Source organism: Collinsella aerofaciens (assembly GCF_001404695.1).
GTDB classification, from domain to species: domain Bacteria; phylum Actinomycetota; class Coriobacteriia; order Coriobacteriales; family Coriobacteriaceae; genus Collinsella; species Collinsella aerofaciens_E.
The window spans coordinates 28,290-54,677 of record NZ_CZAQ01000009.1; the positions used below are offsets into that span (position 1 = coordinate 28,290).

Consider the following 26,388-nt stretch of genomic DNA (forward strand, 5'->3'; position numbering starts at 1 on the left):
AGTCACTCCTTAATTGGACTCGCCCACCAGGGCGCGGCAGAAATCTTTGGCATTGAACTCCTGCAGGTCATCGACCTGCTCGCCCACGCCAATGCGCAGGATTGGGAGCTTGAGCTTCTCGGCCACGGCCATGGCGATGCCACCCTTAGCCGTGCCGTCCAGCTTTGTCATGATAATACCGTCCAGACCCAACGCCTCGTTAAACTCGAGCGCCTGGTTCAGGCCGTTTTGGCCCGTCGCGGCATCGATCACGAGGACAACCGAGACCGGCATGGGACCGGCGGCCATATTGGCGGCGCGCTTGCGCGTCACGTTGACCACCTTGGCAAGCTCGCGCATGAGCTCGGGGCTCGTGTGCAGACGGCCGGCAGTGTCGATAAGCACCAGGTCGCTGCCGCGCTTGTCGGCCTCATCGAGCACGTCATAGCACACGCTCGCCGGATCGGAGCCGCGGTCGCGCTTGATGACGGGAACGCCGGCGCGCTGGCCCCACACATCGAGCTGCTCGATGGCGGCGGCGCGGAAGGTATCGGCCGAACCGATCACGACGTTCTTGCCGCGGGCAGCCATAGCGCTCGCGATCTTGCCGACCGTCGTGGTCTTGCCGGCACCGTTAATACCCACAAACAGCACGCAGCTCGGCGTGTCGGAGAACGGATCGCGCTCGGCGGGCACAAAATGCTGCTCGAGCTGCTCGGCCAGGGCGCGACGGAGTTGCGGAGCGGTCTTGAGGTTCTTCTTGGCCGCGGTATCGCGCAGGTCATCGGAGACCTGAATGGCGACCTCGGCGCCCATGTCACCCATGACGAGGGTGTCCTCTAGATCCTCCCAAAAATCCTCATCGACCTCGCCGCCAAAATAAAAGACCTCGTTGAGGGCCTCGCGGCTGCGCTCAAGTCCGCGCGAGAGAGCATCGAAGAATCCCATTATGCATTCACGACCTTTCCGGTTTCGCGATCGAGTTTTTGCGAGACGACGCGGCTGACGCCGTCGGCTTGCATCGAGACGCCGTAGAGGACGTCAGCGTCCTCCATAGTACGGCGCTGATGCGAGATAACCAAGAGCTGCGTATCGGAACGCAAAACATCGAGCGCGCCGATGAGCTTGGACAGGTTGGCGTCATCGAGCGCCGCCTCGACCTCGTCCAGCACATAGAACGGCACCGTACGCGTGCGATACACGGCAAAGAGCAAGGCGAGCGCCGTCAGGCTCTTCTCGCCGCCCGACATGAGCATCATCTTGGTGATGCGCTTGCCGCGCGGCTGCGCCACGACCTCGATGCCCGTCTCGGCAGGATGCTCGGGGTCGGTCATCTCCAGATGCGCCTGGCCACCCGGGAACAGCATGGCGAAGATCTCGCGGAAGTTCGCATCGACCTTCTCAAAGGTCACCAGGAAGGCCTTACGCATCTTACGGTCGATGGCCGCCGTGATCTTGGTGAGCGCCTTGCGTGCGCTCTCAAGATCGGCCAGCTGCTCCTCGATGTAATCGGCGCGGCGCTTGAGCTGCTCGTACTCCTCCATGGCAACCTGGTTCACAGGGCCCAGGTTGTTGATCTGGCGCACGAGCTGGTTGAGCTCGCGCTCGGCGGCATCGCGGTCGGTGGGCGCAGGAAGCATGAGCGCTTCCTCGAGCACCGTGGTGCCATCGGCGGTAATGGCCTTGATGGCCGCCTCTACCTGCACCTCGAGCTTGCCGCGGGAGACCTTGAACTCATTTTGCGTCGCCGTGGCGGCATCGACCCGCTCCTTGGCACGAGCAACCTCGGCCTTGGCGTCTTCGATGGTCTTCTTAAGCGAGGCCGAGTCCGCCTCCTCGAGCGAAGCCTGGTCACGCAGACGCGCGGCCCAATCCGACGCGCGCTCCAGCAGGGCCGAATAGCGCTCGTGCATGGGGTCGACGCGCAGGCGCAGCAGCTCGAGAGAGCGCGAGGCCTGGCGTGTTCCGCGGATACGGCGGTCGATGCCCTCCAGACGATGCTCCAGGTCGGGCACGCGGCCCTTCAGCGAACGCAGACGCTCGCTCGTCTGGGCCAGGCGCACCTTGGCATCGGCGAGCTTGCCGGCGGCCTCGGAATCGTCACGGCGCACGCGATCGAGCTCGTCGTTGGCTTCGGCAATCTGGAGACCCAGGTCGCTTGCCTGCGCACGGGCCTCGTCGCGCGAACGGGTGAGCTCGTCCACGCGCGGGCGCGCAGCGCGAACGGCCTCGGCGGCCTGCTCGCGGCGCTTGGAGATGCGCACGCGCTCGACCTCGGCGTTGTTGGCGCTTTGCTCCAGGCGGCCGATCTCGGAGAGTAGCGAGCGGCGCTCGCCCTCAAGACGGGCAATCTCGCCGGCGGCATCGCCCTCGGCGGCACGCGCCTCCTCGACGGCCGCATTGGCCTCGACGACCTGATCCGACACATGCTCAAACACGGCAGCCAGATCGGGCTCCAGGCCCTCCAACTCACGAATACGACGTTTGCGCTCCAGGGCACCCGAAGCCTCGCCGGCATCGAGCCCCACGCGCACCAGACCGCCACAGCTCACGCGGGCGCCATCGGGCGTCACATAGGTCACGCCGTCAACGACAGGCGCGGCTAGCGCGGCTGCCAAGTCATCGACCACGTAATAGCCGCCGAGCAGGGCCTCGACAACCGGACCATAACCGGCGCGCACGGACAGGCGATCGACCAGACGCGAACCGGCAGCGCCCTCGGCAGCAGCAGAGCCGCTCACGCCGCGCGCCATCAGCAGTGCCTCGCCCGAGGCCTTCTTTTGGTCCAGTGCCGCACGACCGGCACGCTCAAGCGTGGCGGCGTCATCAAACAGCAGGGCGTCGATATCGCCGGCAAGCAGCTGCTCGACCAAGCCCTCAAGCTCACGAGGAGCCTCGAGCACATCTCCCAGACGACCCGAGACATCATCGCCCAGCGCGCCCATCAGACGGCTCACCAGCGGCGAGCTGTCGGCCATGCGGGCATCGAGCTTCTTTTGGCTGGCAAGCTCCGAGCGCACCTCGGACAGCTTGTTGCGTGCCTCGCTCTCGCGATTACGCAGGTCCTTCAACGCCGCACGGGCGACCTCGGTAGCCTCGCGCGCGTCGACCTGGGCTTGGCGAGCCTGATCGAGCGCGCCTTCGAGCTCCTCACCACGGTTGCGGCGGCTATCAAGCGATGCCGTGACCTCCTCGAGCTGTTCGTCGATCTGCTCCAGGCGCGAGGCGTACATGTTGTCCTCGACCTCAGCATTGCTCAGCGAGTCCTTCACCTTGGCGAGCTCGAGCGCGGCGTTATCGGCCACACGCTGCACATCGCGCTGCTCGCGCGTGAGCTGCGAAATCTGATTGTCAAGCGCAACGCGACGCTCGTAGAGCTGGGCGGCGGCAGGTCCGGCGGCGTCAACGTCGTCCTGGGCCTGCATGTGCGCACCGGTCACTTCCTCAAGCTGGGCACGTGCATCCTCGAGCTCCTCGACCACGCGACGGCGCTGATGTTCGGAGCTCGAGATCTGGCCGCGCATGTCGGACAGGCGCGACACCATGTTGTGGCCTTTTTCCTCGAGCAGGCGCATATCGGAGTTAATGCGGCCGACCACGTCTTGCATATGGCGGCGCTGCTCGCCCAGATCGCCCACAAACAGGCCCTTTTCCTCGAGCATGACCTGGAGCTTCTCGAGCTCACGCTCCTTTTCACCCAGGCGGTACTGCGCAAGCTCAAGCTCGGCAGCGCCCTCCTTGGAGCGACTCTCCAGGTCGTTCCACTGCGACTGCAGCGAACGAAGCTCGTCGACGGCCAGCATCTGCGTAAGCTCGTTCGCGCGCGAGGACAGCTCTTTATACTTGCGCGCGCGATCGACCTGACGCTCAAGCGGGCGCAGCTGACGGGCGATTTCCTTATTGATGTCGCGGGCACGGGCCAGGTGCTCGTCCATCGACTTGATCTTTTTAAGCGCACGCTCCTTGCGACGCTTGTGCTTGGAGATACCGGCGGCCTCCTCGATGAGGGCGCGGCGCTCCTCGGGACGGCTCTGCAAAATGGCGTCGAGCTTGCCCTGACTGATGATGGAATGCGTATCCTTGCCCAGGCCCGAATCGTGCAGGATGTCCTGAATGTCCATCAGGCGGCACGGACTCGAGTTGATGAGGTACTCGCTCTCGCCCGAGCGATACATGCGACGGGTGATGGCGACTTCATCAAAGTCGACGGGCAGCATATGGTCGGAGTTATCGAGCACCAGCGTAACCTCGGCCACACCCACCGGCTTGCGCGCCGACGAGCCCGAGAAGATGACGTCCTCCATGGCCTGACCGCGCAGCTGCTTCGCGCTCTGCTCGCCCAGGACCCACAGAATCGAGTCGGAGATGTTCGATTTTCCCGAGCCGTTGGGACCGACGATGACGGTCAGGCCCGGCTCAAATGACATATGGGCGCGGTCGGCAAACGACTTGAACCCTTTGAGCGTGAGGGACTTGAGATACACGGTTCCTCGCTTAAACAGGCTTCTTGTTGAGAATCACGCCGTTGGTGGTGTAGCCCATGCGGTCGAGCGCCTCGAGTGCAGCGGCTCCCTCGGCCTCCTTCTTGGAGGAACCGGTGCCGCGGCCCTGACGAATACCGTCGATGAGCACCACAGCGGTAAAGGTGGGCGCATGCGCGGGGCCCTCGGAGCCGACCAGCTTATACGCGGGAGGCTCGTGGCCGTCAGCCTGCACGCACTCCTGCAAGAACGACTTGGGGTTCGCAGGGTGCTCGGCACGCTCGGAGGCCAGGTGCGGCTTAAGCGTACGGTGGATGAACTCCGCCGCCGCATCCCAGCCGGCATCCAGGTACAGCGCACCCACGAGCGACTCATAGACGTTCTCGAGCGCCGAATGCAGGCCGCGGGCGCCGGTACCAGTCTCGGAGGCGCCAAAGATGATGATGTCGTCGATACCCAGCTCGTGCGACACCTCGGACAGCGTGGCGCCCGAGACAAGGGACACCTTTAGGCGCGTGAGCTTGCCCTCATCGAACTCGGGATAGGACTCAAAGAGCGAACGGGCCACCACGGCGCCCAAAATGGAATCGCCCAAAAACTCAAGGCGCTCATAGCTGGCAGAGACCGGCAGGCCCTCGACGGCCGAGGGATGCGTGAGCGCCGCGCGCAGCAGCACCTTGTTATTGAACTCATGGCCCAGAATCTCCTGGGCACGCGTGAGTCGTTCAGACAAAGCCAAGACTTAGGCCTCCTTGGCGTTTTCGATCGCGTCGACGGCGTCGGCGACAGAGTTGAGCGACAGCAGTGTCTCGTCATCAATCTCGAGGTCGAACTCGTCCTCAATGGCCGTCACCAGCTGCAGACGCTCGAGCGAATCGGCATCGAGATCGTCAAAAGTGGTCTCATCGCTAATGTCGGCAACATCGACGCCCAGCACGTCAGCGGCAACTTCGGCGATCTTATCGAAAATTTCGGAGCGATCCATAGCGCTTCCTCTCGTATGTCATGGAACACAACCCAACACGGCAATCGGAGCCGTGTTGTAATACGGCTCCGATTCTACCCCACACGGTACAGGTTGAGCCACGTAACAGGGCTCTTACAAAACGATACCGTCCATGGAATTGGCAACATCCTGGACAAGCCCGGCACGTACGGCCTGGGCCGCGGCAAGCGTACCGTTCTTGACGGCCTCGACCGACGTGGCACCGTGGCCGATCAACACGACGCCGCGCAGGCCCAGCAGGATCGCGCCGCCCTTGGCATCACCCGAAAGCTTGGCCTTAATCTCGCGCATCTGCTTTTTGAGGAGCAGCGCGGCGATCTTGGTACCGAGCGAAGACATAAAGGCACCCTTGAGCTCCTGCAGCAAAAACTTGGCAGCGCCCTCGGTGGCCTTGAGCGCGATGTTGCCCGACATGCCGTCGGCGACCACGACGTCAAAATTGCCCGACGTAAGATCGGTACCCTCGCAGTTGCCAACAAAGCCGGGAACCGCGGCCTTCATGGCCGGGAAGCACGACTTGGTAAAGTTGGAGCCCTTCTCGTCCTCGGTGCCGTTGGCAAGCAGGCCCACGCGAGGATGCTCGATGCCCAAAACCACGCGGGCATAGGCAGCGCCCATCTGGGCGAAGCGCACCATATCGTCCACCGTGACATCGGGATTGGCACCCATATCGCACAGCACCGTCAGGCCACCGGCGCGATTGGGGAGCGCGTTGGTCAGGCACGGACGAACCGGCTGCTTCTTGCCCTTCGCCAAATACCTAAACGGCGTCACATAGGCCGTGGCGGCAGCAGTCATGGCACCGGTCGAGCCGGCCGAGAAAAACGCATCCGCGTTACCCTTCTTGATAGCGCGGCAGGCAAGCACGATCGAGGACTTGCGCTTGGTCATCACGGCGCGGATGGGATCGTCCTCCATGCTGATGACGTCGGGGGCCTCCAAGGCCTCCACGCGGGCATGTGCCGCAGCAAAGGGGTTGACGATTTCGGCGGGACCGACGGCCAAGACCTCGATCTCGGGATCCGCCGCAAGCGCAGCCTCGATACCATCGAGAACAACCTGGGGCTTCTCGTCTCCGCCCACAACGTCTACACAAACGCGAACGTTACTCATTTCATATGCTCCTTATACAAAAATGGCCGACTCATTGAGCCGGCCATTGTGGTTCCAGTTGGAACGGCATCGTATCCAGAGTATACAGTTACTCGGTAACGATAACCTCGCGGTCCTTGTAGAAACCGCAGCTGGGGCACACGTGGTGCGGGAGCTTAACAGCGCCGCAACGGGGGCACGTGGACTGAGCCGCAGCCGAAATCTTCATGTTGGCGGAACGACGGGTATGGGTGCGGATACGACCCTGCTTTTGTTTAGGTACGGGCATAGTGACCTTCCTTATGAACTATCCAGTGTGGCGATTACGCGCAAGTAGCGATACTACCACAGTTTTACTCGTCAAGCTTGAGATTCTTCAATGCTGCAAATGGATTTTCCGTGGCAGCGGCCCATTCGGCCTCCGCCTGGACGGCGCAATCGCATTGCTCGACGTTGAGATTGATGCCGCAGGTGGGGCAAAGGCCGCGGCAATCAGGCTTGCACAGGACGACGAACGGCGTGTCCATGACGACCGCGTCGTTGATGGGCTCACCCAGATCGACGATGCGATCCTCGCCCAACAACTCGTAGCCGTCTTCGTAGGCCTCGGGGTCCTCGGGCTCCTCAAAGAGGTAGAACTCCTCGATTTCGCCTGCGATATCAAATGAGGCGGGCTCCAGACAGCGGTCGCACTCGCCGGTGGCGTGGGCGCGAACCATGCCCGAGAGCAGAACGCCGGTACCGGCGTTGGTAAAGACCACGTCGTAGGCAATGCCGTCCTGCAGCTGGTACTCCTTCTCGCCCACCGTGTAGGTGGCGACATCGACCTTGCCGGTCAGGGGATATGAGTCTCCGGGAAACTCGAGCTGCTCGGAAAGATCGACGGTAACGCTCGGGAACTCAGCCATTACCACTGGCCGTTCTGCTGGGCGGCACCCTCGTTGAGCTGCTGACGGCAACGGGTGACGGTGCCGGTCAGGCTCTTAAGGTTCTCCTCGAGGTGCGTAAAGACCTGCTCGGCGTAATCCTCGGCGGCATAGCGCGTCTCGCGCTCGTACTGCTGGGCGCGGTCGCGAATGTCGTCGGCCTGCTGCTGGGCTAAGCGGACGATCTCCTGCTCTCCGGCAATGGTGAGCGCCTGCTGCTGAGCATCGGCAATAATGGAATCGGCCTGAGCAGCGGCGGAGGCCATAAGCTCCTCGCGCTCTTTGAGGATACGGCGGGACTTCTGCCACTCCTCGGGATAGCTCATGCGAATCTCATCGAGGATGTTAAAGAAGACGTCGGCGTCGATAACCTTCATCTGGGCGTTCTTGCCGAACGGCGTCTTAGCCTCTTCGATGAGCCCCTCGAGCTCGTCGACAAGACTCACGATCCTGTCGCCAGGAAAATTCTCGCCCGGCATCCGGTCTCCTTTCATAGGTAACATATCATCGTGTTAGTTTACCACATGCCACCAGGCAATAAAAAACGTCATGAAAAGCGATGTTTGAGCGCTTTGACCACGTTAGGCGGCACAAACGTCGAAACGTCACTGCCAAGCGATGCGATCTGACGCACCACCGAACTCGAGATGTAGCCGTACTGCGGAGCACTCATGACAAAGATGGACTCCAGCTCGCTATCCAGGCGATAGTTGAGGTCGGCCTGCTGTAGCTCGTACTCAAAGTCGGTCATGGCGCGCAGGCCCTTAACGACGGCACCTGCCCCCTGTTCACGTGCAAAGTCGACCAGCAGGCCGGTGAAGGGCAGTACTTCGACGCCGTCCAAATCGCCGAGAGCCTCGCGAGCCAGCGCAACACGCTCGTCGAGCATAAAGGTGGTACCCACGCCGTTTTTACCCTGCGATTCGGCCACGGCGACGATCACGCTGGGAAAGATGCGGCGGGCTCGGCGGATCACGTCGATATGGCCAAAGGTGATGGGATCGAAGGTGCCCGGGACGATCACGCGGTTGATGGTGTCATTCATGGGTGTCCTCCGTGGGTGCATCGTTATCGTTGCCAGCATCCTCGCCGTTGCCAACCCAGCGCAGCAAGTCAACAGAGGTTATGCCGTAGCGCTTCTCTCGCACGGTCTCAAAACCAGCTGGATGAGCGCCCGCATCGGATGCGGCATGCTCAAACAGAGCAAAAGCCCCCGGCGCCAGCAGACCCTGCTGGGCAAGATTTAGCAGCAGCCCCTCAACCGGTTCGGCGCCAAAGGCATACGGCGGATCGAGCAGGACCAGATCAAAAGGACCACCCGGCACACGGCCGCGCGGGGCGCTCGCCAGCACATCGCCGGTAACGACGCGCCAACGCGAGCGGTCGCGGCACAGCGACTCGATATTCTTGGTGATCAGACGGGCGGCATTGCGATCGATCTCGAACGTGGTGAGCGAGCGGGCGCCACGCGAGAGCATCTCGATTCCCAGAGCACCGGAGCCGCCAAAGGCGTCCAGTACGCGGACCTCGTCCAAATCGAAATCGAACGCCGACATGACCATGGATGCACATGCCTCGCGCACGCGATCGGTCGTGGGACGGGTAACATCGCGCCCGCGCGGCTCTTCGATCTTGCGGCCGCGCCATTCACCGCCGATGATTCTCATCCTCCGCTGACCTCCTTAAAGATATGTCGATAGCGCGTGGCGACCGCATCGCGCAAGGGGCGCGTCGCCACGGAGTCAAGGTTGCAAGCATACCGCAAGAGCTCGACCGCGTCCAAATGGGCCCATTCGATAAGATCCTCATCGGCGTCCAGGTCCACAAAACGCAAGGTCACGCCGCCATGCTGACGGTAGCCCAAGATTTCGCCCTCATGGCGCAGACGCAGGTCCATCTGAGCGAGCGTAAAGCCGTCCGAGGTCTTCTCGAGCGACTGGAGGCGTTCTTGCGCCGCCGACGCGCCGCCGTTGCCCTTGGAGTGCGTCATGACCAGGCAGGTGCCCGACACGCTGCCGCGGCCCACGCGACCACGCAGCTGGTGCAAGGCCGCCAATCCAAAGCGCTCGCCATTCTCGATGACCATGACGGTGGCGTTGGGCACGTCGACGCCCACCTCAACCACCGTGGTCGAGACGAGCACATCAATCTCACCGCGCTTAAAGGCATCGATGACCCGGTCCTTCTCCCCCGCCGGCATGCGGCCGTGAAGGCGCTCGATGGTAAGTCCCGGCAACGCCAGGCGCAGTCGGTCGAGCTCGGTTGCCGTATCGTGCAGCGGCACAGGGACAGTCACGCGGCCCTCGTCGTCACGAGCGATACCGGGCACGTCTTCCAGCTCATCGGCCGAGTCACTCGGCTCCACAAGTGGGCAGATCACATAGGCCTGGTGGCCCTTTTCGTGTGCCTCGCGGATGGCGCCGTAGGCCAGGTCGCGGCTCGACTCGGTGAGCACGCGCGTCGTAACACCCGCACCCGGAACAGGTCGATGGCGAATGATGCTCGTGTCCAGGTCGCCATAGACCGAGAGCGCCAACGTGCGCGGGATAGGCGTGGCCGTCATAACGAGCAGGTCGGCGCCCGGGCCCTTGGCACGCAGGGCATTGCGCTGGCCCACACCAAAGCGGTGCTGCTCGTCGATGACGACAAGCGACAGATGCTTAAACGCCACGTCATCCGAAAGGACCGCGTGGGTACCAAAGAGCACGTCGAGCTCGCCCGATTCCAGCTGCGCATGGATCCGCTCGCGCTCGGCCGCCGGCGTGGCACCCGTCAGGAGCGCCCAGGACATGCCAACCTGCGAGAGCAAGGGGCCGGTCTTATCGGCATATTGGCGCGCCAGCACGCCCGTTGGCGCCATAACGCAGGACTGGGTGCCCGAATCGGCCGCGACAGCCAGCGCGCAGGCGGCGACGGCCGTCTTGCCGGTACCGACGTCGCCCAGAAGCAGGCGGTTCATCACGCGCCCGCCATCACGCATATCGTTCAGGATGTCTTGGAACGCGCCCTCCTGCTCGTCGCTCAGCGAAAACGGTAGGGCTTCCCTGAGCGCCGCCAGGTGCTCGCCCGCGGTATGGGCGTAGGGAGCGACTTCGACCAAGCCGCCGTCGTTGCGCAGGCGCAGCGCCAGCTGAAGGCAGAGGCACTCCTCATAGGCAAGGCGGCGGCGCGCGATATCGCGCTCGGCCATGCTCGAGGGAAAGTGAATTGAGCGCAGCGCGCGGGCATTGCTCATCAGGCGGCGCTTGGCGCGTAAGCGGGCGGGAATCGGGTCGAAGGGATTGCCGACAACCTCGAGCGCACCGCTAACGATGCGGCGCATCCATGCCTGGCTCACGCCATCGCTCACGTAATGGACCGGCAGGATAGTACCCGCGGCACGTCCTTCCTCGAGCTTTTCGAAATGCGGAGAGGCCATCTGCTTAAAGCCGTAGGCAAACTCGACCTTACCCATCACGGCCAGGCGGTCGCCCTGCTTAAATTGCTGGGCAATCCAGGGCTGACGGAAAAAGGCGACTTGCAGCACCCCCGTCTCGTCCACCAGCGAGACCTCGGTCACCTGCATACGCGGACGGGGCTGCTTTTGAACGATACGATCGACCGTGGCGACAATCGTGCACACGGTACCGATGGGCGCCATCTCAATGGACCAGGAGCGCGTAAAGTCGAGATATCGGTGAGGGATATGGAGAAGGAGGTCCCCCACCGTCCGAATTCCCAGACGGCGAAGGGCCTCCTCACGTTTACCCGAAACATATTTGAGTCGCGCGATATCCTCGTCGAGCGCATTGCTCTGGGCAAAGCGCTCCGAGACGCGCGGCACGGAGCACAGCTCGGACATGGGCAGATGCCTACTCGATCGAGAAGATCACGGGATAGAGCGGCTGCTCGCCACGATGAGCGTCGATCTCCAAGTCGGGCTGAGCCTCCTCGATGGCGTCGACGATCTCCTGGAAGGCCTCATCGGACAGCTCCTCGCCGGCCAGAATCGTCAGCGCATCGCCCTCCTCTTCCTCCTGCATGCGGTTGATGCAGTCGAGCGTGACCTGCTTAACATCGGAGCCGACCACGTCGATGGAACCGGCAATGATACCCATGACGTCACCGGAGTGAATCGGAGAGCCGTCAGAGGCACTGGAATCGCGCACGGCACGGGTAACCTCGCCATCGCGAACTTCGCTGATGGCGTCGACCATAGCGGCAACGGCGTCCTCGAGCTCGGAATCGGGCAGGACCGCGAACAGTGCGGAGAACGCCTGCGGGACGGTCTTGGTGGGAACGACGGCGACCTTCTTGTCGGTGCAGGCTGAGGCAGCGGCCTCGGCAGCCATGCGGATGTTGCCGTTATTGGGCAGGATAATGACCGAGGTCGCGTTGACCTGGTCCACCGCGCCCAGCAGGTCGGCGGTCGAGGGGTTCATGGTCTGGCCACCCGAGACGATCACGTCGACGCCGAGGGACATGAGGATATCGGCCTCACCGGAGCCGGCGGCAACAGCGACAAAGCCCAGCGCCTTGGCGGGCTCGGCGGCCTTTTCCTGGTCCTCGTGAATCTTGGCGGTACGGTCGTGGGCCTCCATCTCCATGTTGTGGATAAAGACCTCGTAGATCTGACCAAGCTGCAGCATGTGCTCGAGCACCAGGTTGGGGGTGTTGGAGTGCACGTGGATCTTGTAGTCGGGGTAGGCACCCACGAGCAGCTCGCAGTCGCCCATGGAGCCCAGGAACTTAAGGCACTCGTCCTCGTCAAACGGGGCGTCGGCCTTAAAGAGGAACTCGTTGCAGTAGCGGAACTCCGAGCCCTCCCAATCGTCGTTGGCCTCAATCTCAACGCGACCGAGGGCCGCGTCGCGGGCAGAGCCAGCGGAATCAAACGTGGCGGAGAAATCCTCGACAACGGTGCTGCGGCCAAGCGCGGCGGCGACAAAGTTCTCCAGGAAGATGGCAAAGCCAAAGGCGCCGGAGTCGACCACGCCGTTCTCCTTCAGAACGGGCAGCAGGTCGGGCGTGCGGGCGACGGACTGGTAGGCCTCGACGACGATGGCGTCGAGCGCGTCCTCGGCCGAGAACTTCTTCTTTTCGCACTCGTCGGCCTTGGTCGAGACATCGCGCAGGACCGTGAGAATCGTGCCCTCGATGGGCTTGCGGACGGCCTGGAAGGCGACCTTGACGGCGCGGCGGAAAGCGAAGGCGATGTTGGCGGACGTGATGGGCTCATCGGCAGAAACGAGACCCTCGGCAACACCGCGCAGGATCTGCGAGGTGATGACGCCGGAGTTGCCGCGGGCGCCCATCAGGGAGCCGTGGGTGATGGCGCCGGCGATGGCCTCCATATCGGCATCGGCGGGAAGGGCGGAAAGCTCCTTGGTCACCGAGGCGAGCGTGAGCGACATGTTGGTGCCGGTGTCGCCGTCGGGTACGGGGAAGACGTTGAGCTTGTTGATCTCCTCGGCCTTGTCGGAAACGGCAGCCGCAGCGATCGGAAAACAGGTGCGAATGGTCTTTGCAATCATGGGTATTTGAATCTCCGTTTTCGGATGCTAGTTCAGACGGCTCTTGAGCGCGTCGATGTGGATGCCGATCTTAAGGCTGGCGGGATCGATCTGGGCGATCTCCTGCAGGGTGAAGGCAACGGAGCTCGAAAGATTGTGGCAGACGGACTTCATGTTGACGCCGCTCTCGAGCACGACGTGAAGATCGACCGTAAGGCCGTTCTCGTCGGCGGAGACAAGCACGCCCTTGCGGAGGCGCTGACCGGCAAGCAGGCGCACGCTCTCGGCGCCCTGGAGCTGTTCGGCCATACCGACGACGCCGTAGCACGTCATCGCGGCATAACCGGCAATATCGGCAATAACGTCGTTCGAGACGCTCAGGCTGCCGTTAATGGTCTCAGACACAAGAATCTCCTTATCTGGTGCTCGCGGCACCATCTCGTGGGAGCAATCATTGCAATATTCTACAACGACCGCGCCGTGTTGAGGTGGTGGGCCGCGGGATTACATCCTCGACACGAAATGTTGATATGGCAACGTTCGCGCTAGGAGATCGCGGCATGAAAAAACCCGCCGCATAAGCGACGGGTTTTACAACCTGGCTCCCCGGGTAGGACTCGAACCTACAACAGCGCGGTTAACAGCCGCGTGCTCTACCATTGAGCTACCGAGGAATTTAAAAGCCCAACGGAATGGGCTGAAAAATCTGGCTCCCCGGGTAGGACTCGAACCTACAACAGCGCGGTTAACAGCCGCGTGCTCTACCATTGAGCTACCGAGGAATAGGTGCGTGCTCTCAAGCAACGAAGTTTATTATACGGACGAATCAGCTTAGGGCAAGAACTTTTTTGAGAATTTTTCCGACCTAGTCATTGGGGACGTCCCCAATGACTACATGAAAGCGCCCCCAAGCGGATGTGCTTGAGGGCGCTTCTTGCTTGCGAGGTTAAGACTCGATGTAGTCCTTAAGCTTGCTGGAACGGCTGGGATGGCGGAGCTTGGCCAGAGTCTTGGACTCGATCTGGCGGATGCGCTCGCGCGTGACGCCAAACTCGCGGCCGACTTCCTCGAGCGTACGGGGATGTCCGTCGACAAGGCCAAAACGTAGCTCGATAACCTTGCGCTCACGATCGGCAAGCGAGTCGAGCACCTGGGTGAGCTGCTCCTGCAGCATGGAGAAGCTGGCGGCATCGGGCGGAACGATAGCCTGGGAGTCCTCGATGAAGTCGCCCAGCTGGGAATCCTCTTCCTCGCCGATGGGGGTCTCGAGCGACACGGGCTCCTGCGAGATCTTCTGGATCTCGCGGACGCGGTCGGCACTCATGTCCATCTCGGCACCGATCTCCTCGGGGGTCGGGTCGCGACCCAGGTCCTGAAGAAGCTGGCGCTGCACGCGGACGAGCTTGTTGATGGTCTCGACCATGTGCACGGGAATACGGATGGTACGGGCCTGGTCGGCGATAGCACGCGTGATGGCCTGACGGATCCACCATGTGGCGTACGTGGAGAACTTAAAGCCCTTCTGGTAGTCGAACTTCTCGACGGCGCGAATCAGACCGAGGTTGCCCTCCTGGATCAGGTCCAGGAACAGCATGCCGCGACCGACATAGCGCTTGGCGATGGAGACGACCAGGCGCAGGTTGGCGCTGATGAGCGCCTGCTTGGCCTCGAGACCCACGTTCTCGATACGGGTCAGGCGACGCATCTCGACGCGGGTGAGCTCGATCTCGCCCGCCTCGGCAGCCTCGAGCTTCTCGGTGGCGTCAAGGCCGGCCTCGATCTTCATGGCCAGATCGACCTCTTCGGAAGCGGTCAGCAGGTCGACCTTACCGATCTCCTTAAGGTACATACGAACCGGGTCGCCGGTCAGCATCACCGTGGAGGCATCGATGCCGCGCACGCGCGAACGCGAACGGGACGTTCGCACGGTGCGCTTCTTCTTGCTCTTGGAAGAACCCATCTCGGCGTCGGCCTGACGGGCCATCTTAAGCTCGTGATCGTCGAGCGAGCCGGAATCGTGCTCGTCGTCATCGAAATCATCGGTATCGCTATCGTTATCGTCATCGTCGACGTCCATGGGGGCGTCGTCGTTTCCGCTCGCGGAGATAATCTGGATGCCGCTGTTGCGCAGCGCGGAATACACCGCGTTGAGCTGCTCGTCAGACACATCGATATCCTTCAGGGCGACCTGAATCTCGTCCTCGGTTACCGAAGTCCTGTTTGAGCCGTTGCCCATGAGCTTTGCAACGTAGGATTCCAGCCCAGTACCCGTGCTCTCACTCTTTTTTGGCACAGATTCTCCCTTCATAGTCCACAGGACTCATTACTTTAGCACACACATTGACGTCTATACCCAAAAATCAGACTGGATATAGGCGCAAATACGCTGGTTGACCACAACATCTAGGCCTGATCGGCACCCGTTGTCTCCAAACCGATCAAACGGAACGGGTCAGCCACGCCGCCGATCGACTTTTGGAGCTCGCGCTGGCGCTGAGAATCTTGCATCGCCTGCATCGTCAGCACACGGCGCGCCTCATCGTCGAGCGACCGGTCCTGACGAAGCTTTGCCTGCGCGGCGCGCATGCGGCGCTTGATGGTGTAGAGCTCAAGGGTATCAAGCATAAACACGATGTTCGTCTCGGTGGGATGCTTACTCGTCGACGAAATGCGTCCGGCGCTGACAAGCGACGCTGCCTCGGGACACACCGCGCGCGCCGCATCCATACACGCCGTGGGGTCGGTGCCCGGCGGCGTCGCGAGCACGGCCCATGCGATGGACTCGTGGCGCGGATCTACCCACTCGATCGAGCAGATGCGGTCGGCATACGTGCGGAACAGGTCGGGATAGCTCGTGAGCATCGTCAGCAGCTCGCGCTCCCCCGCCAAAGACTTTCGCTCCAGGTCGGTCAGCACGATTGGCATCGTCGGCGCGGACGCGCCAGAAGCATCGGCGGCCGGCGCCGCGCCATCCATACCAGCCGGCACATCGATAGGCGGCATATCGTCGACGACCTCGGCCGGCGCGGCCCCGTAGGCCTCAAGCGGCACATAGTCATACGGCTCTTCCTCGACCGGTGCGGACACCGGCGGCGTCACCCCCGACGCCCAGACACCGCGAGACACCCCCTGCGAACCTGATGCCCGAACGCCCGCGCTGCCTGCACGCTCGGTTTGCGCCCGCTGGCGCTCGTAGTTCTGCTCGCGACGACGCTCGGCGTCCTCGCGCTTGGCAACATCGCGAAACACACGGCCCGAGCTCGAACGCACCGTCTCCAAGTCCAACCCCAGCAGGTCGGCAATCTGGATAAAGTACGTATCGATCATGTAGCTATTGCGCAGCGGATAGATGAGCGTCAGCGCATCCTCGAGCGCCTTGGCACGACCGCCCGGCGTGGAAATGTCGCTCGACTCCTGCAGTGAGCGGTACACAAAGTCCATGAGGGGCTCGGCGGCGTCGATACGCGCCTGCAACGCCTCGCCACCATGCGCGGTGATGAACTCCATGGGGTCGTTGCCGTCGGGAAGCACCACGCAGCGCAGGTCCATCGAATCCTGCTCGATAAACTGAATCGCGCGGCGCGCGGCCTTTTGACCGGCAGCGTCGCCATCGAACATATATACAATGCGCTTGGCAAAACGGGTGAGCGTCTTTACATGATGTTCCGTCAACGCCGTACCCAGCGTGGCGACGACGTTTTTGATCCCCGCCTCCCAGCAGGCGATACAGTCGGTATATCCCTCCACCACGATGGCGGTATCCTGCGCGACGATAAACTCCTTAGCCCAGTTAAAGCCGTAGAGGTTTCGCTTTTTATGGAACACGCTCGTCTCGGCGGTGTTGAGGTACTTAGGCTGGCCGTCGCCCATAATGCGCCCGCCAAAGGCGATGTTATGACCCTGCTCATCAAAGATGGGAAACATCACGCGGTCGTAAAAACGGTCGGCAAGCTGCCCGCGCCCACGGCTCACGGCCACGTTGGCATCGATCATTTCCTGCGGGGTAAAGCCTGCCTGCGACAGATGCGACACCAGCGCGTTGCGACCCGGCGCAAAACCCAGGCAGTAGCGGCGGCAGACGTCGCCGCCCATACCGCGGCTGGCGAAATACTCGCGCGGACGGCTGTCCTTACCGCGCATGAGCATGGTGTGGTAGAACTGGGCGGTCTCGGCGCACAGGTCGTAGATGCGGGCACGCTTGGTGCCGCGCTCGCGATAGGCGCCGGTATCGTGCAGCTCAATGCCGGCACGGTCGGCCAGGTAGCGAATCGACTCAGGGAAGCTCAGGTTCTCGCGCTTCATGATGTAGGTGAAGACGTCGCCGCCCTCGCCACAGCCAAAGCAGTGCCACACCTGCGTGGCGGGGATAATGTGAAACGACGGGGTCTTTTCGCCATGAAAGGGGCAGCAACCCCAAAACTCATGGCCGCGGGGCTTGAGCTCAACCGTTTCCTGCACGATGGCAACCAGGTCGGACGCAGCGCGCACCTGGTCTTTTTCCTCATCGCTAATCACGGATGCTCACCCCCTGCTCACCCAAATGATGACGGATATCGTCAATATTACCCTCGACGGTCGCGATAAGCTCGTCCAGCGAATCGAACACGCGCGACGGGCGCAGCCAACGTGTAAACGCCAGCGAAACCGAGGCGCCGTACAGGTCGCCTGCATACCCGATCAAGTTGGCCTCGAGATGAGCCGAGGCGGCATCGTCGGCATACGTCGGCGGCAGGCCCACGTTGACGGCGGCAGGCCATACGGTATCGTCGACCAGCACCAAGCCCTCGTAGACGCCATCGGCAGGCACCTGAATGCCCTCGGGCACCTGAATATTTGCCGTGGGAAAACCCATGTCGGAGCCCTGGTGACGACCGCCGGCAACAATACCTCGCAGCATATACGGGCGGCCGAGCAGCTCGGCGGCAAGCTCAACATGACCCCGGCGCAGCTCCTGGCGAATACGGGTGGCGCAGATCGTCTGCCCATCGACGCACAGCAGCTCGTGGCCATAGACGTCAACGCCGCGCTCGGCTCCCCATGCCTGCATCTCGGCAACGCCCGAGGCACCGCCGCGGCCCAACCTAAAGTCGCTACCCACGCGAATCGAGCGGATATCGACGACGCGCGACAGCAGCTTAAGAAAGCCTACGTGGTCGAGTGCCGCCACCGCGGGCGTAAAGGGAACGGCCACGACCGCATCGACCCCGGTGAGAGCCAGGGCATGCAGACGGTCAGCCGTCGTCATCAATTTTTGCGCGGGCGTAGGGCTCACCACCACGTCCGGGTCGGGATCGAAGGTGACCACGACCGCCTTGCAGCCATGGTCACGCGCATCGCGAACGACCGCGTCGATCAATTCGCGATGCCCCCGATGCACGCCGTCGAACACGCCGATGGCGATCGACGCGGCACCCAGGCACGCGCAATCATCAAATGCATCGGCGGCGACGATGCGGGCCTCATCCGACTCGCCCGCGAAAAAAATACGCGCGAGCTCGTGGGAGGCCAGCATCATCGAACACCGCCGATCGCCTGCGGAAAGACATGCTCCATAACAAAGCGGCCGCCCTCGATACGGGCAAGCGCCTTGAGCCCGCCATCGAGCACCAGCGCAAACGGCGCCTTCGACGCATCGAAGCTCGCAAGCGCGCGCTCAATAGGAATACGACGTCCGCACAGCAGATCGTCGGCAAGATCACCCGGCAAGTCGACGCGCGTGGCGCCCAGTGCCGCAATGGGATCCAGGGCAAAGCCGGCAGCGGACTCGGCAGAAAGTTCCTCGACCGCATGACAGGCACCGATGGAAACAACACCGGAGGCCGTACGGCGCAATGCAGAAATATGCGCCGCGTTGTCGCAGGCACGACCCAGGTCGCGAGCGAGCGCACGGATATAGGTGCCCTTACTCACCGAAAACGCCACGGTCCAAACGCACGCTTCGCCCTCGCCGCTCACGGCAATCAGGTTAGCGGAGTACACCTCGACCGGACGCGGGGGCAGCGACACGGCATTGCCCTCGCGCGCAGACTTATAGGCGCGCACGCCGTTGACCGAAATGGCCGAAAACGCCGGCGGCACCTGCATCTGAGGGCCCAGCATGGCGCACAGGCGCTCGCGGGCATAGGCCGGATCGCGCAAGTCGGCGGCAATGGGCACTGTGCGGACGGCCTCGCCCTCCGCATCATCGGTATTGGTCTCGACGCCAAACGAAATGTCGGCGACGTAGCTTTTGGTATCGAGCGTGAGCATGCCCAGCAGACGCGTTGCCTGGCCTACGCCCACCACCATGACACCCGATGCCATGGGGTCGAGCGTTCCGGCATGACCGACGCGCCGCTCATGGAGGGCGCGTCGGCATTGCGAAACCACGTCGTGGGACGTGCAGCCCACCGGCTTATCGACGGCGAGCAGCATATTGAGTTGAGAAGGTGTACGACGAGCCATGTACCATCCAAAAAGTTAGAGCTCGACGGTCACCGAAGCGGGATCCTCCCCTACCAGCTCGGCCAGCATGGGAAGTGCCGCGGTGAGCGTCTCGGAAATCGTTCCGGCGTTGGTAAAGCCGGCGGCAGCGTGGTGCCCACCTCCGCCAAAGTTGGCCGCAATCTCGGAAACATCAAGATCGCCCTTGGAGCGCAGGTTGCCGCGCACCTTAGTATCGCCCTCGATGCCCTTAAGGAACAGGCAGACCTCGACGCCCATCACCGAGCGCACCACATCGACCAGGCCGTCGCACTCATCCGAGGTGACGCCGCATTCCTTGAGGTCACTCTCGTACGCGTAGCTATATGCCACGCGCCCGCGCGCGACCGTCTTGATGCGACCCATGACGATGGACTTGAGGTGCAAGAACTCGACACGCATGCTCTGGTAGACCTCGAGCGCGACGCGCGCCGGATCGGCACCGTGCGCCACCAGACGCGAGGCGGCATGAAACGCTGCAGCATCGGCGTTCTGATACTGAAAACGACCGGTGTCGGTGACCAGACCGCACAGCAGGCAGGTGGCGATGCTGTCGCTTGCGGTAATACCGCAATCGGCCAAAAAGCGGTCGATGATCATGGCGCAAGCAGCGGCATTGACACACCTAAGGCTGACCTCGGCAAACTCCTCGCGTGCCGGGTGATGGTCAAAGCACGCCACGTGAGCCGAACGACGCAACACCTCGGCGGAATTATTGAGGCGCTCGACGACCGGCACGTCTACCGAAATGAACAGGTCCGGGTTGCCGGTGTAGGCAGATGCCGGCACCAGCAGATCGGCGCCCTCCATAAAACGGTAGATGCGCGGAACGGGATCGTCGTCTGCCAGCAGCAGGGCGATGTCCTTGTCGGGGAACACCTTCATAAGCGAAAGGCCCAGGCCCAACACGGAGCCCAGGGCATCGCCGTCGGGAGAGGTGTGACCCGAGATCGCAATGGAGGACGCACCCTCGATGAGCTCGAGGATGCGTCGTTTAATATCTGCAGACTCGCACGAGGCGAGATCGGCGGAATTAGTCATCTAAAGCTGCCTCCTGGGCGGCATCCGCTATGGGGTAGCCGTCCTCGTCCTTTTCGATCGCAAGCGTGGCCGGAACGTTTTCCAGCGCACGCGTGATGCGCTCGGCCTCATCGGTCGAGCGATCGATGCGAAAATCGAGCTCGGGCGTGACGCGCCAATCGAGCGAGCGAGCCAACAGGCTGCGAATACGGCCCTTGGCGCTGGCAAGCGCCTCCATGACCTCATCGTAGCGGCTCGCATCGCACGACACGTACACGCGTGCGAACGAACGGTCCACCGCGACCTCGACCGCAGTCAGGGTGACCAGGTCGAGACGCGGATCGGAAACCTCAAAGAGCAGGATATAACCAAGCTTCTCGCGAAGCTGCTCGCCCAAACGGCGGGTTGCCTGCGTTTGCTTCATAGCGCTACCCCCTACTCGGTACGGGCAACCTGGTCGATGCGGTAACCCTCGATCTGATCGCCGGGCTTGATGTCCTGGAAGTTCTCCAGGCCAATGCCGCCCTCGGAACCGCTCTTGAGGCTCTTGGCCTCGTCCTTGTAGTGGCGCATCGAGGCAATCTTGCCGTTGAAGACCACAATGCCGTCACGCACCAGGCGCACGGAATCGGTCGCGGCGATCTCGCCCTCCTCGACGCGGACACCGGCGGCGATGCCGACTTTGGGCACCTTGAAGGTGTCCAGGACGGTCGCGGTACCCGTGGAGACCTCGACCTCGGTGGGCTTGAGCATGCCGATGCGGGCAGCGTCGAGCTCCTCGAGGCACTTATAGATAACGTCGTAGCAACGAATCTCGACGCCCTCGCGCTCGGCTGCGGAGCGGGCCTTGCCGTCGGGACGCACGCCAAAGCCGATGATGATGGCGTTGGAGGCGTCGGCCAGGACGACGTCGGTCTCGTTGATGGCACCGACGGCGGAGTGGATCGTGTTGATGCGGACCTCGGACTGATCCATCTTGTCGAGCGAGTCCTGAAGGGCCTCGATGGAACCCTGGACGTCGGCCTTGATGATCAGGTTGAGCTCCTTGACCTCGGCATCGGCGATGGTCTCGAAGAGGTTCTCGAGCGTGACGTGCTTCACGCGGCTCTGCTCCTCGATACGGGCCTTGAGCGAACGCTCATCCGCCAGGGCGCGAGCCTCGCGCTCATCCTCGAACACGCGGAACTCGTCACCGGCGTTGGGCACGGACTGCAGACCCAGGATCTCGACGGCGTCGGAGGGGCCGGCCTCGGTGACGGCATTGCCCTTGGGGTCGAGCATGGCGCGGACGCGGCCGTAGGTAAGGCCGGCGACCAGCGTATCGCCCACGTGCAGGGTACCGCGTGTCACGAGAACCGTGGCAACCGAACCGCGGCCCTTGTCGAGCTTAGCCTCGAGGACGTTACCGGAGGCAAAGGTGTCGGGGTTGGCCTTGAGCTCGAGCACGTCGGCCTGGAGCAGCACGGTCTCGAGCAGGTCGTCGATACCGATCTTCTGCTTGGCCGAGATGTTGACGAACATGTTCTGTCCGCCCCACTCCTCGGGGATGATGCCGTACTCGGTGAGCTCCTGGCGCACGCGGTCGGGGTTGGCGCCCGGCTTATCAATCTTGTTGACGGCGACGACGATGGGTACGCCGGCGGCCTTGGCGTGGTTGATCGACTCGATGGTCTGAGGCATGACGCCGTCGTCGGCAGCCACGATTAGGATGACGATGTCGGTCACCTTGGCGCCGCGGGCACGCATAGCCGTAAAGGTGGCGTGGCCCGGGGTATCGATGAAGGTGATCTTGCGGTCGTTGATCATGACCTGCGAAGCGCCGATGGCCTGAGTGATGCCGCCCGCCTCGCCGGCAGCGACACCGGTGTGGCGGATGGCGTCGAGCAGGCTCGTCTTGCCGTGGTCGACGTGGCCCATGACGGTGACGACCGGGGCGCGCGGCTTAAGGTCGGCGGGATCGTCATAGAACGAGAAGGTGTTCTCCTCCTCGGGGGTGATGATCTTGATCTGGCGACCCAGGTCGTCGGCAACGAGCTCGACGAGGTCGTCGGACATGGACTGCGTCATGGTAAGCGGCGTGCCCAGCAGGAACAGGCGCTTGATGATGTCGTTGGCCGGAACGTCGAGCGCCTCGGCGAGCTCCTGGACGGTAACGCCCTGGGAGACCTTGATGGCGTCGAGCTCCTCGGGGTTCACGCCCTGGGCCAGCGCCTCCTCAATCTTGCGCTCCTCCTGAGCCTTTGCGGCCTCGCGCTCGCGCTTCTCTTTGCGCTTTTTGCGGCGACCAGTGGACTCGCGAGAGGCCTCCTCGACGGCGGCACGAGCCTCCTCGAGCACCTTCTCGCGACTGTACTCCTCGGCCTCACGAGCCATGCGGCTGTAGTGGTCCTCATCGTTGCCGTGACCGCCCTTGCGCTTCTTACCCTTGCCCTGCTTATCGGGGTTGGGGAAGTCCATACCGGCAGCGACGTTGTTGCTGGCGTTGGTGCGATGGCTGTGCGGACGGCTCTCGGAGGCGTTACGCTCGGAGTTGCTGTCGGAGGCGTTGCGATCGTTACGACGGCCACCGCGACGGTCGTTGTTGCCGCCACGACGGTTGCCGCGCTCGGAGGCGCGCTCGGCCTTGGCCTTCTCCTCGGCGTCCTTCTTCTCCTTGAGCACGGTCTCCTGTGCGGCGATCTGGTCGAGCAGCGAACGGAAGCGCGAACCGGAGTCGGAAGCGGGGACGGCGCGGCGCTGGGCCTCGCGGGCAGCCTCCTCCTTCTCGCGGGCAAGGCGCTCCTGCTCGGCCTTCTTCTTGGCCTCGGCCTCGGCGCGGGCGGCCTCCTCGGCAGCCTGGGCGGCGGCGAACTGGCGGCGCTCCTCCTCGCGTGCCTTCTCGGCGGCGATGCGCTCACGCTCGGCCTCGGCAGCGCGCGCTGCCTCCTCGGCGGCGGCTGCCTCCTCCTCGGCCTGCTTGGCGGCCTCGACTTCCTTGGCGCGAGCCTCGATTACCGAGGCGAGCTGCTTGCGGACCATGGCGACATAAGCGTCCTCCAGAGCGGAGGAAGCGGACTTAGCGGGAATCTTCATTTCGGTGAGATGACCCATCAGTTCCTTGGAGGTCATGCCGAACTCTTTGGCCAGGGTGGACACACGGACTTTTGCCATATGACTTCACCTACCCTTTCTGGCACCTTGGGTGCCTAGAGACTGAACGAGCGTGGGAGATGCGCCGGGACCCGCCCGGCGCGACCGCGCGCTAGATCAGGTCCTCCGCATCATCGAAGGCGTCGGTGTCGTGGACACCGCAGAAACGGGAGCCGGGGCGGGCCTGGTTGCGGCACTGAATGCCGTCCTCGGACACGTACTCGCAGCGACGGACGTCGTCGTCCTCGTCACCGATCAGGTCGGCGGCGGGCTCCTCGTGAACGGGGACGTTCTTGAGGATGTCGGCGGCAAGGGTCTCGGACTTGATGTCGATGTGCCAGCCGGTCAGGCGAGCGGCGAGGCGGGCGTTCTGGCCCTCCTTGCCGATTGCGAGCGAAAGCTGGTCGTCGGGCACGATGACGCCGGCGTAGGCCTTCTCCTCGTCGATGAGGACGCGGGTGACCTTGGCGGGCGACAGGGCGTTGGCGACGTAGACGGCCGGATCGGCATCCCACAGGATGACGTCGACGCGCTCGCCGCGGAGCTCGCCCACGACGGCGCGAACGCGGCTGCCCTTGGGGCCGACGCAGGCGCCCACGGGATCCAGGCGGTCGTCGAGCGAGTGGACGGCGACCTTGGAGCGCTGGCCGGGCTCGCGGGCAATCGACTTAATCTGGACGGTGCCCTCATAGATCTCGGGCACCTCCTGCTCAAACAGACGACGCATGAGCTCGGGGTGGGTGCGGGAGATGACGATCGGCGGACGGCTGTGCTCGCCGCGAACCGGCTGCAGGTTGGAGTTGGGATCGCGGACGTCGATGATCACGGCCTTGATGTGCTGGTTGTGCAGATAGCGCTCGCCCATCGGACGCTCGTTGCGCTCGTTCTCGTAACGGCGCTGGTCAAAATGCGGCAGCTCGGCCTCGACGCCATCGCGGATCTTTACGATCGTGAAGTCGGGCGTGGACTGCAGCACGGTACCGCTGATGAGGTCACCGATACGACCGGAGAACTCCTCGTAGATCTGCTCGCGGGCGGAGTTACGCACGATGGCGTTGATCTCGGCCTTGGCGTGCTGAGCGGCGATGCGGCTCGTGTTCTTGGGGGTGACGTCGATCTCCTCGAACTCGGTGAAGTTGCCCTCCTCGTCCATGGAATCGTCGATCGGCTCCAGACGGTAAACGTAGATCTTGCCGGTGGTGCGGTCGATGGTCACCTTGGCGCCCCACTCAAGATGCAAGATCTCGGCATAGCTCTTGGCGAGCGACTGCTCCAGGCGGTCGATCAGGTAGAGCTGGTCGATGTGCCTCTCCTGGCAAAGCTCCATCAGGGCGGACATCATGTCGGATGCTGCCATGTTAGTTTCCTTCCTTCGCGGGCTTGAAGTCGTAGGTGGGCTTCAACTTGCACTTTTTAACATCAGAGAAATCGAGGGTGACGGACTCGCCGTCCTCGAGCTCGAGGGTCACGTTCGTCTCGGTCGCGGCGACAATCTTGCCGGAGTACTTGCGACGGCCCTCGGTGGCGGTGGAGGTGAGCTCGCAGTCCTCGCCCACAAAGCGGGCAAAGTCGCGCGGACGGCGCAGCGGGCGCGCCATACCCGGGCTCGACACCTCGAGCGTGTAGCTCGAAGAAATGGGGTCGAGCTCCTCGATGACGTCGCCGACCCACTTGGTATTGGCCGTGACGTCGTTGAGCGACAAGCTCTGACCCTCGGCACCCTCGATACGCACACGCACGCAGGGGGCCTTGGTGGCGCCCACGAGCTCAACGTCGACGATGTCGACATCGTGCTGGGGAGCGACGGCCTCGAGCGCGTCGATGATCGCCTGCTCGGTCTTGGTCTTGACCATTGCGGCACCTCCGTCCATACAAAAAAGAAGCGGGGCCGAAACCCCACTTCTTTCAATTACAACTTCATTTGCAAGCAAACTATACCAATACCTGCGAAAACGTGCAAGCGTCAAAGAAATTCGCAGGTCAGCGCGCCCACAGCTTCTCCACAAGAATAGGACAATTAGGCGATGACTCCTGCGCGGCGCCCACCCAAATGGCCCAAAACGGGCCATGCGTCCCAGCGCGCCGGCCAAATCGGGCCCTATGGGCATTCCATCCCTGGTCGCGCATCGGCCAGACTGGAGCTGAAAGGCATTCTGTAGCAAGAAAGCCTGCCGCACGCATTGACCGCACAACCTTCCAGAATCTCTACGGCAAGGAGGATCCATGAAACGCCTAGGCACCCTCTGCGCGACCGCGCTCGCCATTGCGGCCTGCTCGTTCGCTCTGGCGGGCTGCAGCAACGTCGATGGTAAAACCGGGCCATGCGAGCCGGATCTCGGCAGCACCAAAGCCATCGAGAAAACGACGCCATCGGAGCGCTTCGACAAAATAGACGAAGATAGAGTCGACCCCCAGGGCTTAGGTCCAGACCCTCAAGAACAGTTCCCCATCGACCTTGAGGCAGACGAGAACGTCCATGTTACCTGCGTGGGCAAGGACACGGATGGCTACGGCGACGCCGTATTGGTCTTTGCGGTGACAAACAACACCGATGTCGACATGATGCTTGGCGATGTTGATGCTTATGCCTACGTCAACGGTGTCGTCCGCGACGTGCGCATGCGCCAGCCCGTCGCCGCAGGCGAAGAAGCGACCGCGATGCTCACCTTTGCAGGCACCTTCGACGATCCGGACTTTGACGTGAACAACGACCTCAACGACATCTACCTCAACATCTGGATGTTCGAGGAGCAGACGGGCAACGTCTACTTTAGGGACCTGGTGCACATTCCGTAGAAGGT

The 26,388-nt window shown here is 62.8% G+C and carries 23 protein-coding genes and 2 tRNA genes; 1 reads left to right on the forward strand and 24 read right to left on the reverse strand.

What is annotated here, in order from left to right:
• Positions 1-9 precede the first annotated feature (9 nt).
• From ftsY to rimP, 24 genes are all read right to left on the reverse strand, one after another.
• Entirely contained in the window at positions 10-927 is a 918-nt protein-coding gene (gene ftsY / locus AQ996_RS03575) for a signal recognition particle-docking protein FtsY (protein ID WP_055251124.1), read from the reverse strand.
• Positions 927-4,463 (reverse strand): chromosome segregation protein SMC, encoded by a 3,537-nt coding sequence (smc, locus tag AQ996_RS03580; protein WP_055251126.1) that lies wholly within the window; start codon positions 4,461-4,463, stop codon positions 927-929. Before smc ends, ftsY begins: the two co-directional genes overlap by 1 nt.
• 10 nt (positions 4,464-4,473) lie before the next feature.
• Complete coding sequence (rnc, locus tag AQ996_RS03585; RefSeq protein ID WP_055251128.1) at positions 4,474-5,199, reverse strand: ribonuclease III; 726 nt, start codon at positions 5,197-5,199, stop codon at positions 4,474-4,476.
• A gap of 3 nt (positions 5,200-5,202) precedes the next feature.
• Entirely contained in the window at positions 5,203-5,445 is a 243-nt protein-coding gene (locus AQ996_RS03590) for an acyl carrier protein (protein ID WP_035138134.1), read from the reverse strand.
• A 114-nt stretch (positions 5,446-5,559) separates the two neighbouring features.
• Positions 5,560-6,579, reverse strand: a complete 1,020-nt coding sequence (gene plsX, locus AQ996_RS03595; RefSeq protein WP_055251130.1) for a phosphate acyltransferase PlsX — start codon at positions 6,577-6,579, stop codon at positions 5,560-5,562.
• An 88-nt stretch (positions 6,580-6,667) separates the two neighbouring features.
• Positions 6,668-6,847, reverse strand: a complete 180-nt coding sequence (gene rpmF, locus AQ996_RS03600; RefSeq protein ID WP_022094017.1) for a 50S ribosomal protein L32 — start codon at positions 6,845-6,847, stop codon at positions 6,668-6,670.
• Between the two features lie 64 nt (positions 6,848-6,911).
• The gene (locus AQ996_RS03605) at positions 6,912-7,466 is read right to left on the reverse strand and encodes a YceD family protein (protein ID WP_055251131.1); all 555 of its coding nucleotides are present in this window, start codon (positions 7,464-7,466) and stop codon (positions 6,912-6,914) included.
• Positions 7,466-7,963: an ATP synthase subunit B family protein gene (locus AQ996_RS03610; RefSeq protein ID WP_022094019.1), complete on the reverse strand. Its 498-nt coding sequence runs from the start codon at positions 7,961-7,963 to the stop codon at positions 7,466-7,468. Before AQ996_RS03610 ends, AQ996_RS03605 begins: the two co-directional genes overlap by 1 nt.
• Positions 7,964-8,031: 68 nt before the next feature.
• Entirely contained in the window at positions 8,032-8,529 is a 498-nt protein-coding gene (coaD, locus tag AQ996_RS03615) for a pantetheine-phosphate adenylyltransferase (RefSeq protein WP_055251132.1), read from the reverse strand.
• The gene (gene rsmD / locus AQ996_RS03620; RefSeq protein WP_055251134.1) at positions 8,522-9,151 is read right to left on the reverse strand and encodes a 16S rRNA (guanine(966)-N(2))-methyltransferase RsmD; all 630 of its coding nucleotides are present in this window, start codon (positions 9,149-9,151) and stop codon (positions 8,522-8,524) included. Before rsmD ends, coaD begins: the two co-directional genes overlap by 8 nt.
• Complete coding sequence (gene recG, locus AQ996_RS03625; RefSeq protein WP_148315837.1) at positions 9,148-11,325, reverse strand: ATP-dependent DNA helicase RecG; 2,178 nt, start codon at positions 11,323-11,325, stop codon at positions 9,148-9,150. Before recG ends, rsmD begins: the two co-directional genes overlap by 4 nt.
• 10 nt (positions 11,326-11,335) lie before the next feature.
• A complete protein-coding gene (locus AQ996_RS03630) occupies positions 11,336-12,997 on the reverse strand; it encodes a DAK2 domain-containing protein (protein WP_055251138.1) in 1,662 nt (553 codons plus the stop codon).
• Between the two features lie 27 nt (positions 12,998-13,024).
• On the reverse strand, positions 13,025-13,414 hold the full coding sequence (locus tag AQ996_RS03635) for an Asp23/Gls24 family envelope stress response protein (protein WP_172674604.1): 390 nt from the start codon (positions 13,412-13,414) through the stop codon (positions 13,025-13,027).
• A gap of 161 nt (positions 13,415-13,575) precedes the next feature.
• A tRNA-Asn gene (locus AQ996_RS03640) sits at positions 13,576-13,650 on the reverse strand.
• 33 nt (positions 13,651-13,683) lie between these two features.
• A tRNA-Asn gene (locus tag AQ996_RS03645) sits at positions 13,684-13,758 on the reverse strand.
• A gap of 164 nt (positions 13,759-13,922) precedes the next feature.
• Positions 13,923-15,269, reverse strand: coding sequence for an RNA polymerase sigma factor RpoD (gene rpoD / locus AQ996_RS03650; RefSeq protein WP_055251140.1), 1,347 nt, complete (start codon positions 15,267-15,269; stop codon positions 13,923-13,925).
• A gap of 110 nt (positions 15,270-15,379) precedes the next feature.
• Positions 15,380-17,491, reverse strand: coding sequence for a DNA primase (gene dnaG / locus AQ996_RS03655; RefSeq protein WP_055251142.1), 2,112 nt, complete (start codon positions 17,489-17,491; stop codon positions 15,380-15,382).
• Positions 17,484-18,491, reverse strand: a complete 1,008-nt coding sequence (gene ribF / locus AQ996_RS03660) for a riboflavin biosynthesis protein RibF (RefSeq protein WP_055251144.1) — start codon at positions 18,489-18,491, stop codon at positions 17,484-17,486. The genes dnaG and ribF overlap by 8 nt, the downstream gene beginning before the upstream one ends.
• Positions 18,488-19,420, reverse strand: a complete 933-nt coding sequence (gene truB, locus AQ996_RS03665; protein ID WP_055251145.1) for a tRNA pseudouridine(55) synthase TruB — start codon at positions 19,418-19,420, stop codon at positions 18,488-18,490. Before truB ends, ribF begins: the two co-directional genes overlap by 4 nt.
• 15 nt (positions 19,421-19,435) lie before the next feature.
• Positions 19,436-20,479, reverse strand: coding sequence for a DHH family phosphoesterase (locus AQ996_RS03670; protein ID WP_055251147.1), 1,044 nt, complete (start codon positions 20,477-20,479; stop codon positions 19,436-19,438).
• Entirely contained in the window at positions 20,472-20,882 is a 411-nt protein-coding gene (gene rbfA / locus AQ996_RS03675) for a 30S ribosome-binding factor RbfA (protein WP_006234038.1), read from the reverse strand. Before rbfA ends, AQ996_RS03670 begins: the two co-directional genes overlap by 8 nt.
• 11 nt (positions 20,883-20,893) lie before the next feature.
• Positions 20,894-23,608: a translation initiation factor IF-2 gene (gene infB, locus AQ996_RS03680; RefSeq protein WP_055251149.1), complete on the reverse strand. Its 2,715-nt coding sequence runs from the start codon at positions 23,606-23,608 to the stop codon at positions 20,894-20,896.
• A gap of 91 nt (positions 23,609-23,699) precedes the next feature.
• Positions 23,700-24,944 carry a transcription termination factor NusA gene (nusA, locus tag AQ996_RS03685; RefSeq protein WP_055251151.1) on the reverse strand — a complete coding sequence of 415 codons (1,245 nt, stop codon included), beginning with the start codon at positions 24,942-24,944 and terminating at the stop codon, positions 23,700-23,702.
• A 1-nt stretch (position 24,945) separates the two neighbouring features.
• Entirely contained in the window at positions 24,946-25,440 is a 495-nt protein-coding gene (rimP, locus tag AQ996_RS03690) for a ribosome maturation factor RimP (protein ID WP_055251153.1), read from the reverse strand.
• A 370-nt stretch (positions 25,441-25,810) separates the two neighbouring features.
• Between rimP and AQ996_RS03695 the strand changes: the two genes are divergently transcribed.
• Positions 25,811-26,383: a hypothetical protein gene (locus tag AQ996_RS03695; RefSeq protein ID WP_055251155.1), complete on the forward strand. Its 573-nt coding sequence runs from the start codon at positions 25,811-25,813 to the stop codon at positions 26,381-26,383.
• The last annotated feature ends 5 nt before the right edge of the window (positions 26,384-26,388 follow it).

Excerpts from the sequence above, each read along its gene's own strand:
- ftsY (WP_055251124.1), bottom strand. The coding sequence starts at position 927 with ATGGGATTCTTCGATGCTCTCTCGCGCGGACTTGAGCGCAGCCGCGAG.
- AQ996_RS03590 (WP_035138134.1), bottom strand. The coding sequence starts at position 5,445 with ATGGATCGCTCCGAAATTTTCGATAAGATCGCCGAAGTTGCCGCTGAC.
- plsX (WP_055251130.1), bottom strand. The coding sequence starts at position 6,579 with ATGAGTAACGTTCGCGTTTGTGTAGACGTTGTGGGCGGAGACGAGAAG.
- rpmF (WP_022094017.1), bottom strand. The coding sequence starts at position 6,847 with ATGCCCGTACCTAAACAAAAGCAGGGTCGTATCCGCACCCATACCCGT.
- AQ996_RS03605 (WP_055251131.1), bottom strand. The coding sequence starts at position 7,466 with ATGGCTGAGTTCCCGAGCGTTACCGTCGATCTTTCCGAGCAGCTCGAG.
- AQ996_RS03610 (WP_022094019.1), bottom strand. The coding sequence starts at position 7,963 with ATGCCGGGCGAGAATTTTCCTGGCGACAGGATCGTGAGTCTTGTCGAC.
- coaD (WP_055251132.1), bottom strand. The coding sequence starts at position 8,529 with ATGAATGACACCATCAACCGCGTGATCGTCCCGGGCACCTTCGATCCC.
- rsmD (WP_055251134.1), bottom strand. The coding sequence starts at position 9,151 with ATGAGAATCATCGGCGGTGAATGGCGCGGCCGCAAGATCGAAGAGCCG.
- recG (WP_148315837.1), bottom strand. The coding sequence starts at position 11,325 with ATGTCCGAGCTGTGCTCCGTGCCGCGCGTCTCGGAGCGCTTTGCCCAG.
- AQ996_RS03630 (WP_055251138.1), bottom strand. The coding sequence starts at position 12,997 with ATGATTGCAAAGACCATTCGCACCTGTTTTCCGATCGCTGCGGCTGCC.
- AQ996_RS03635 (WP_172674604.1), bottom strand. The coding sequence starts at position 13,414 with ATGGTGCCGCGAGCACCAGATAAGGAGATTCTTGTGTCTGAGACCATT.
- ribF (WP_055251144.1), bottom strand. The coding sequence starts at position 18,491 with ATGATGCTGGCCTCCCACGAGCTCGCGCGTATTTTTTTCGCGGGCGAG.
- truB (WP_055251145.1), bottom strand. The coding sequence starts at position 19,420 with ATGGCTCGTCGTACACCTTCTCAACTCAATATGCTGCTCGCCGTCGAT.
- AQ996_RS03670 (WP_055251147.1), bottom strand. The coding sequence starts at position 20,479 with ATGACTAATTCCGCCGATCTCGCCTCGTGCGAGTCTGCAGATATTAAA.
- rbfA (WP_006234038.1), bottom strand. The coding sequence starts at position 20,882 with ATGAAGCAAACGCAGGCAACCCGCCGTTTGGGCGAGCAGCTTCGCGAG.
- infB (WP_055251149.1), bottom strand. The coding sequence starts at position 23,608 with ATGGCAAAAGTCCGTGTGTCCACCCTGGCCAAAGAGTTCGGCATGACC.
- nusA (WP_055251151.1), bottom strand. The coding sequence starts at position 24,944 with ATGGCAGCATCCGACATGATGTCCGCCCTGATGGAGCTTTGCCAGGAG.
- rimP (WP_055251153.1), bottom strand. The coding sequence starts at position 25,440 with ATGGTCAAGACCAAGACCGAGCAGGCGATCATCGACGCGCTCGAGGCC.
- AQ996_RS03695 (WP_055251155.1), top strand. The coding sequence starts at position 25,811 with ATGAAACGCCTAGGCACCCTCTGCGCGACCGCGCTCGCCATTGCGGCC.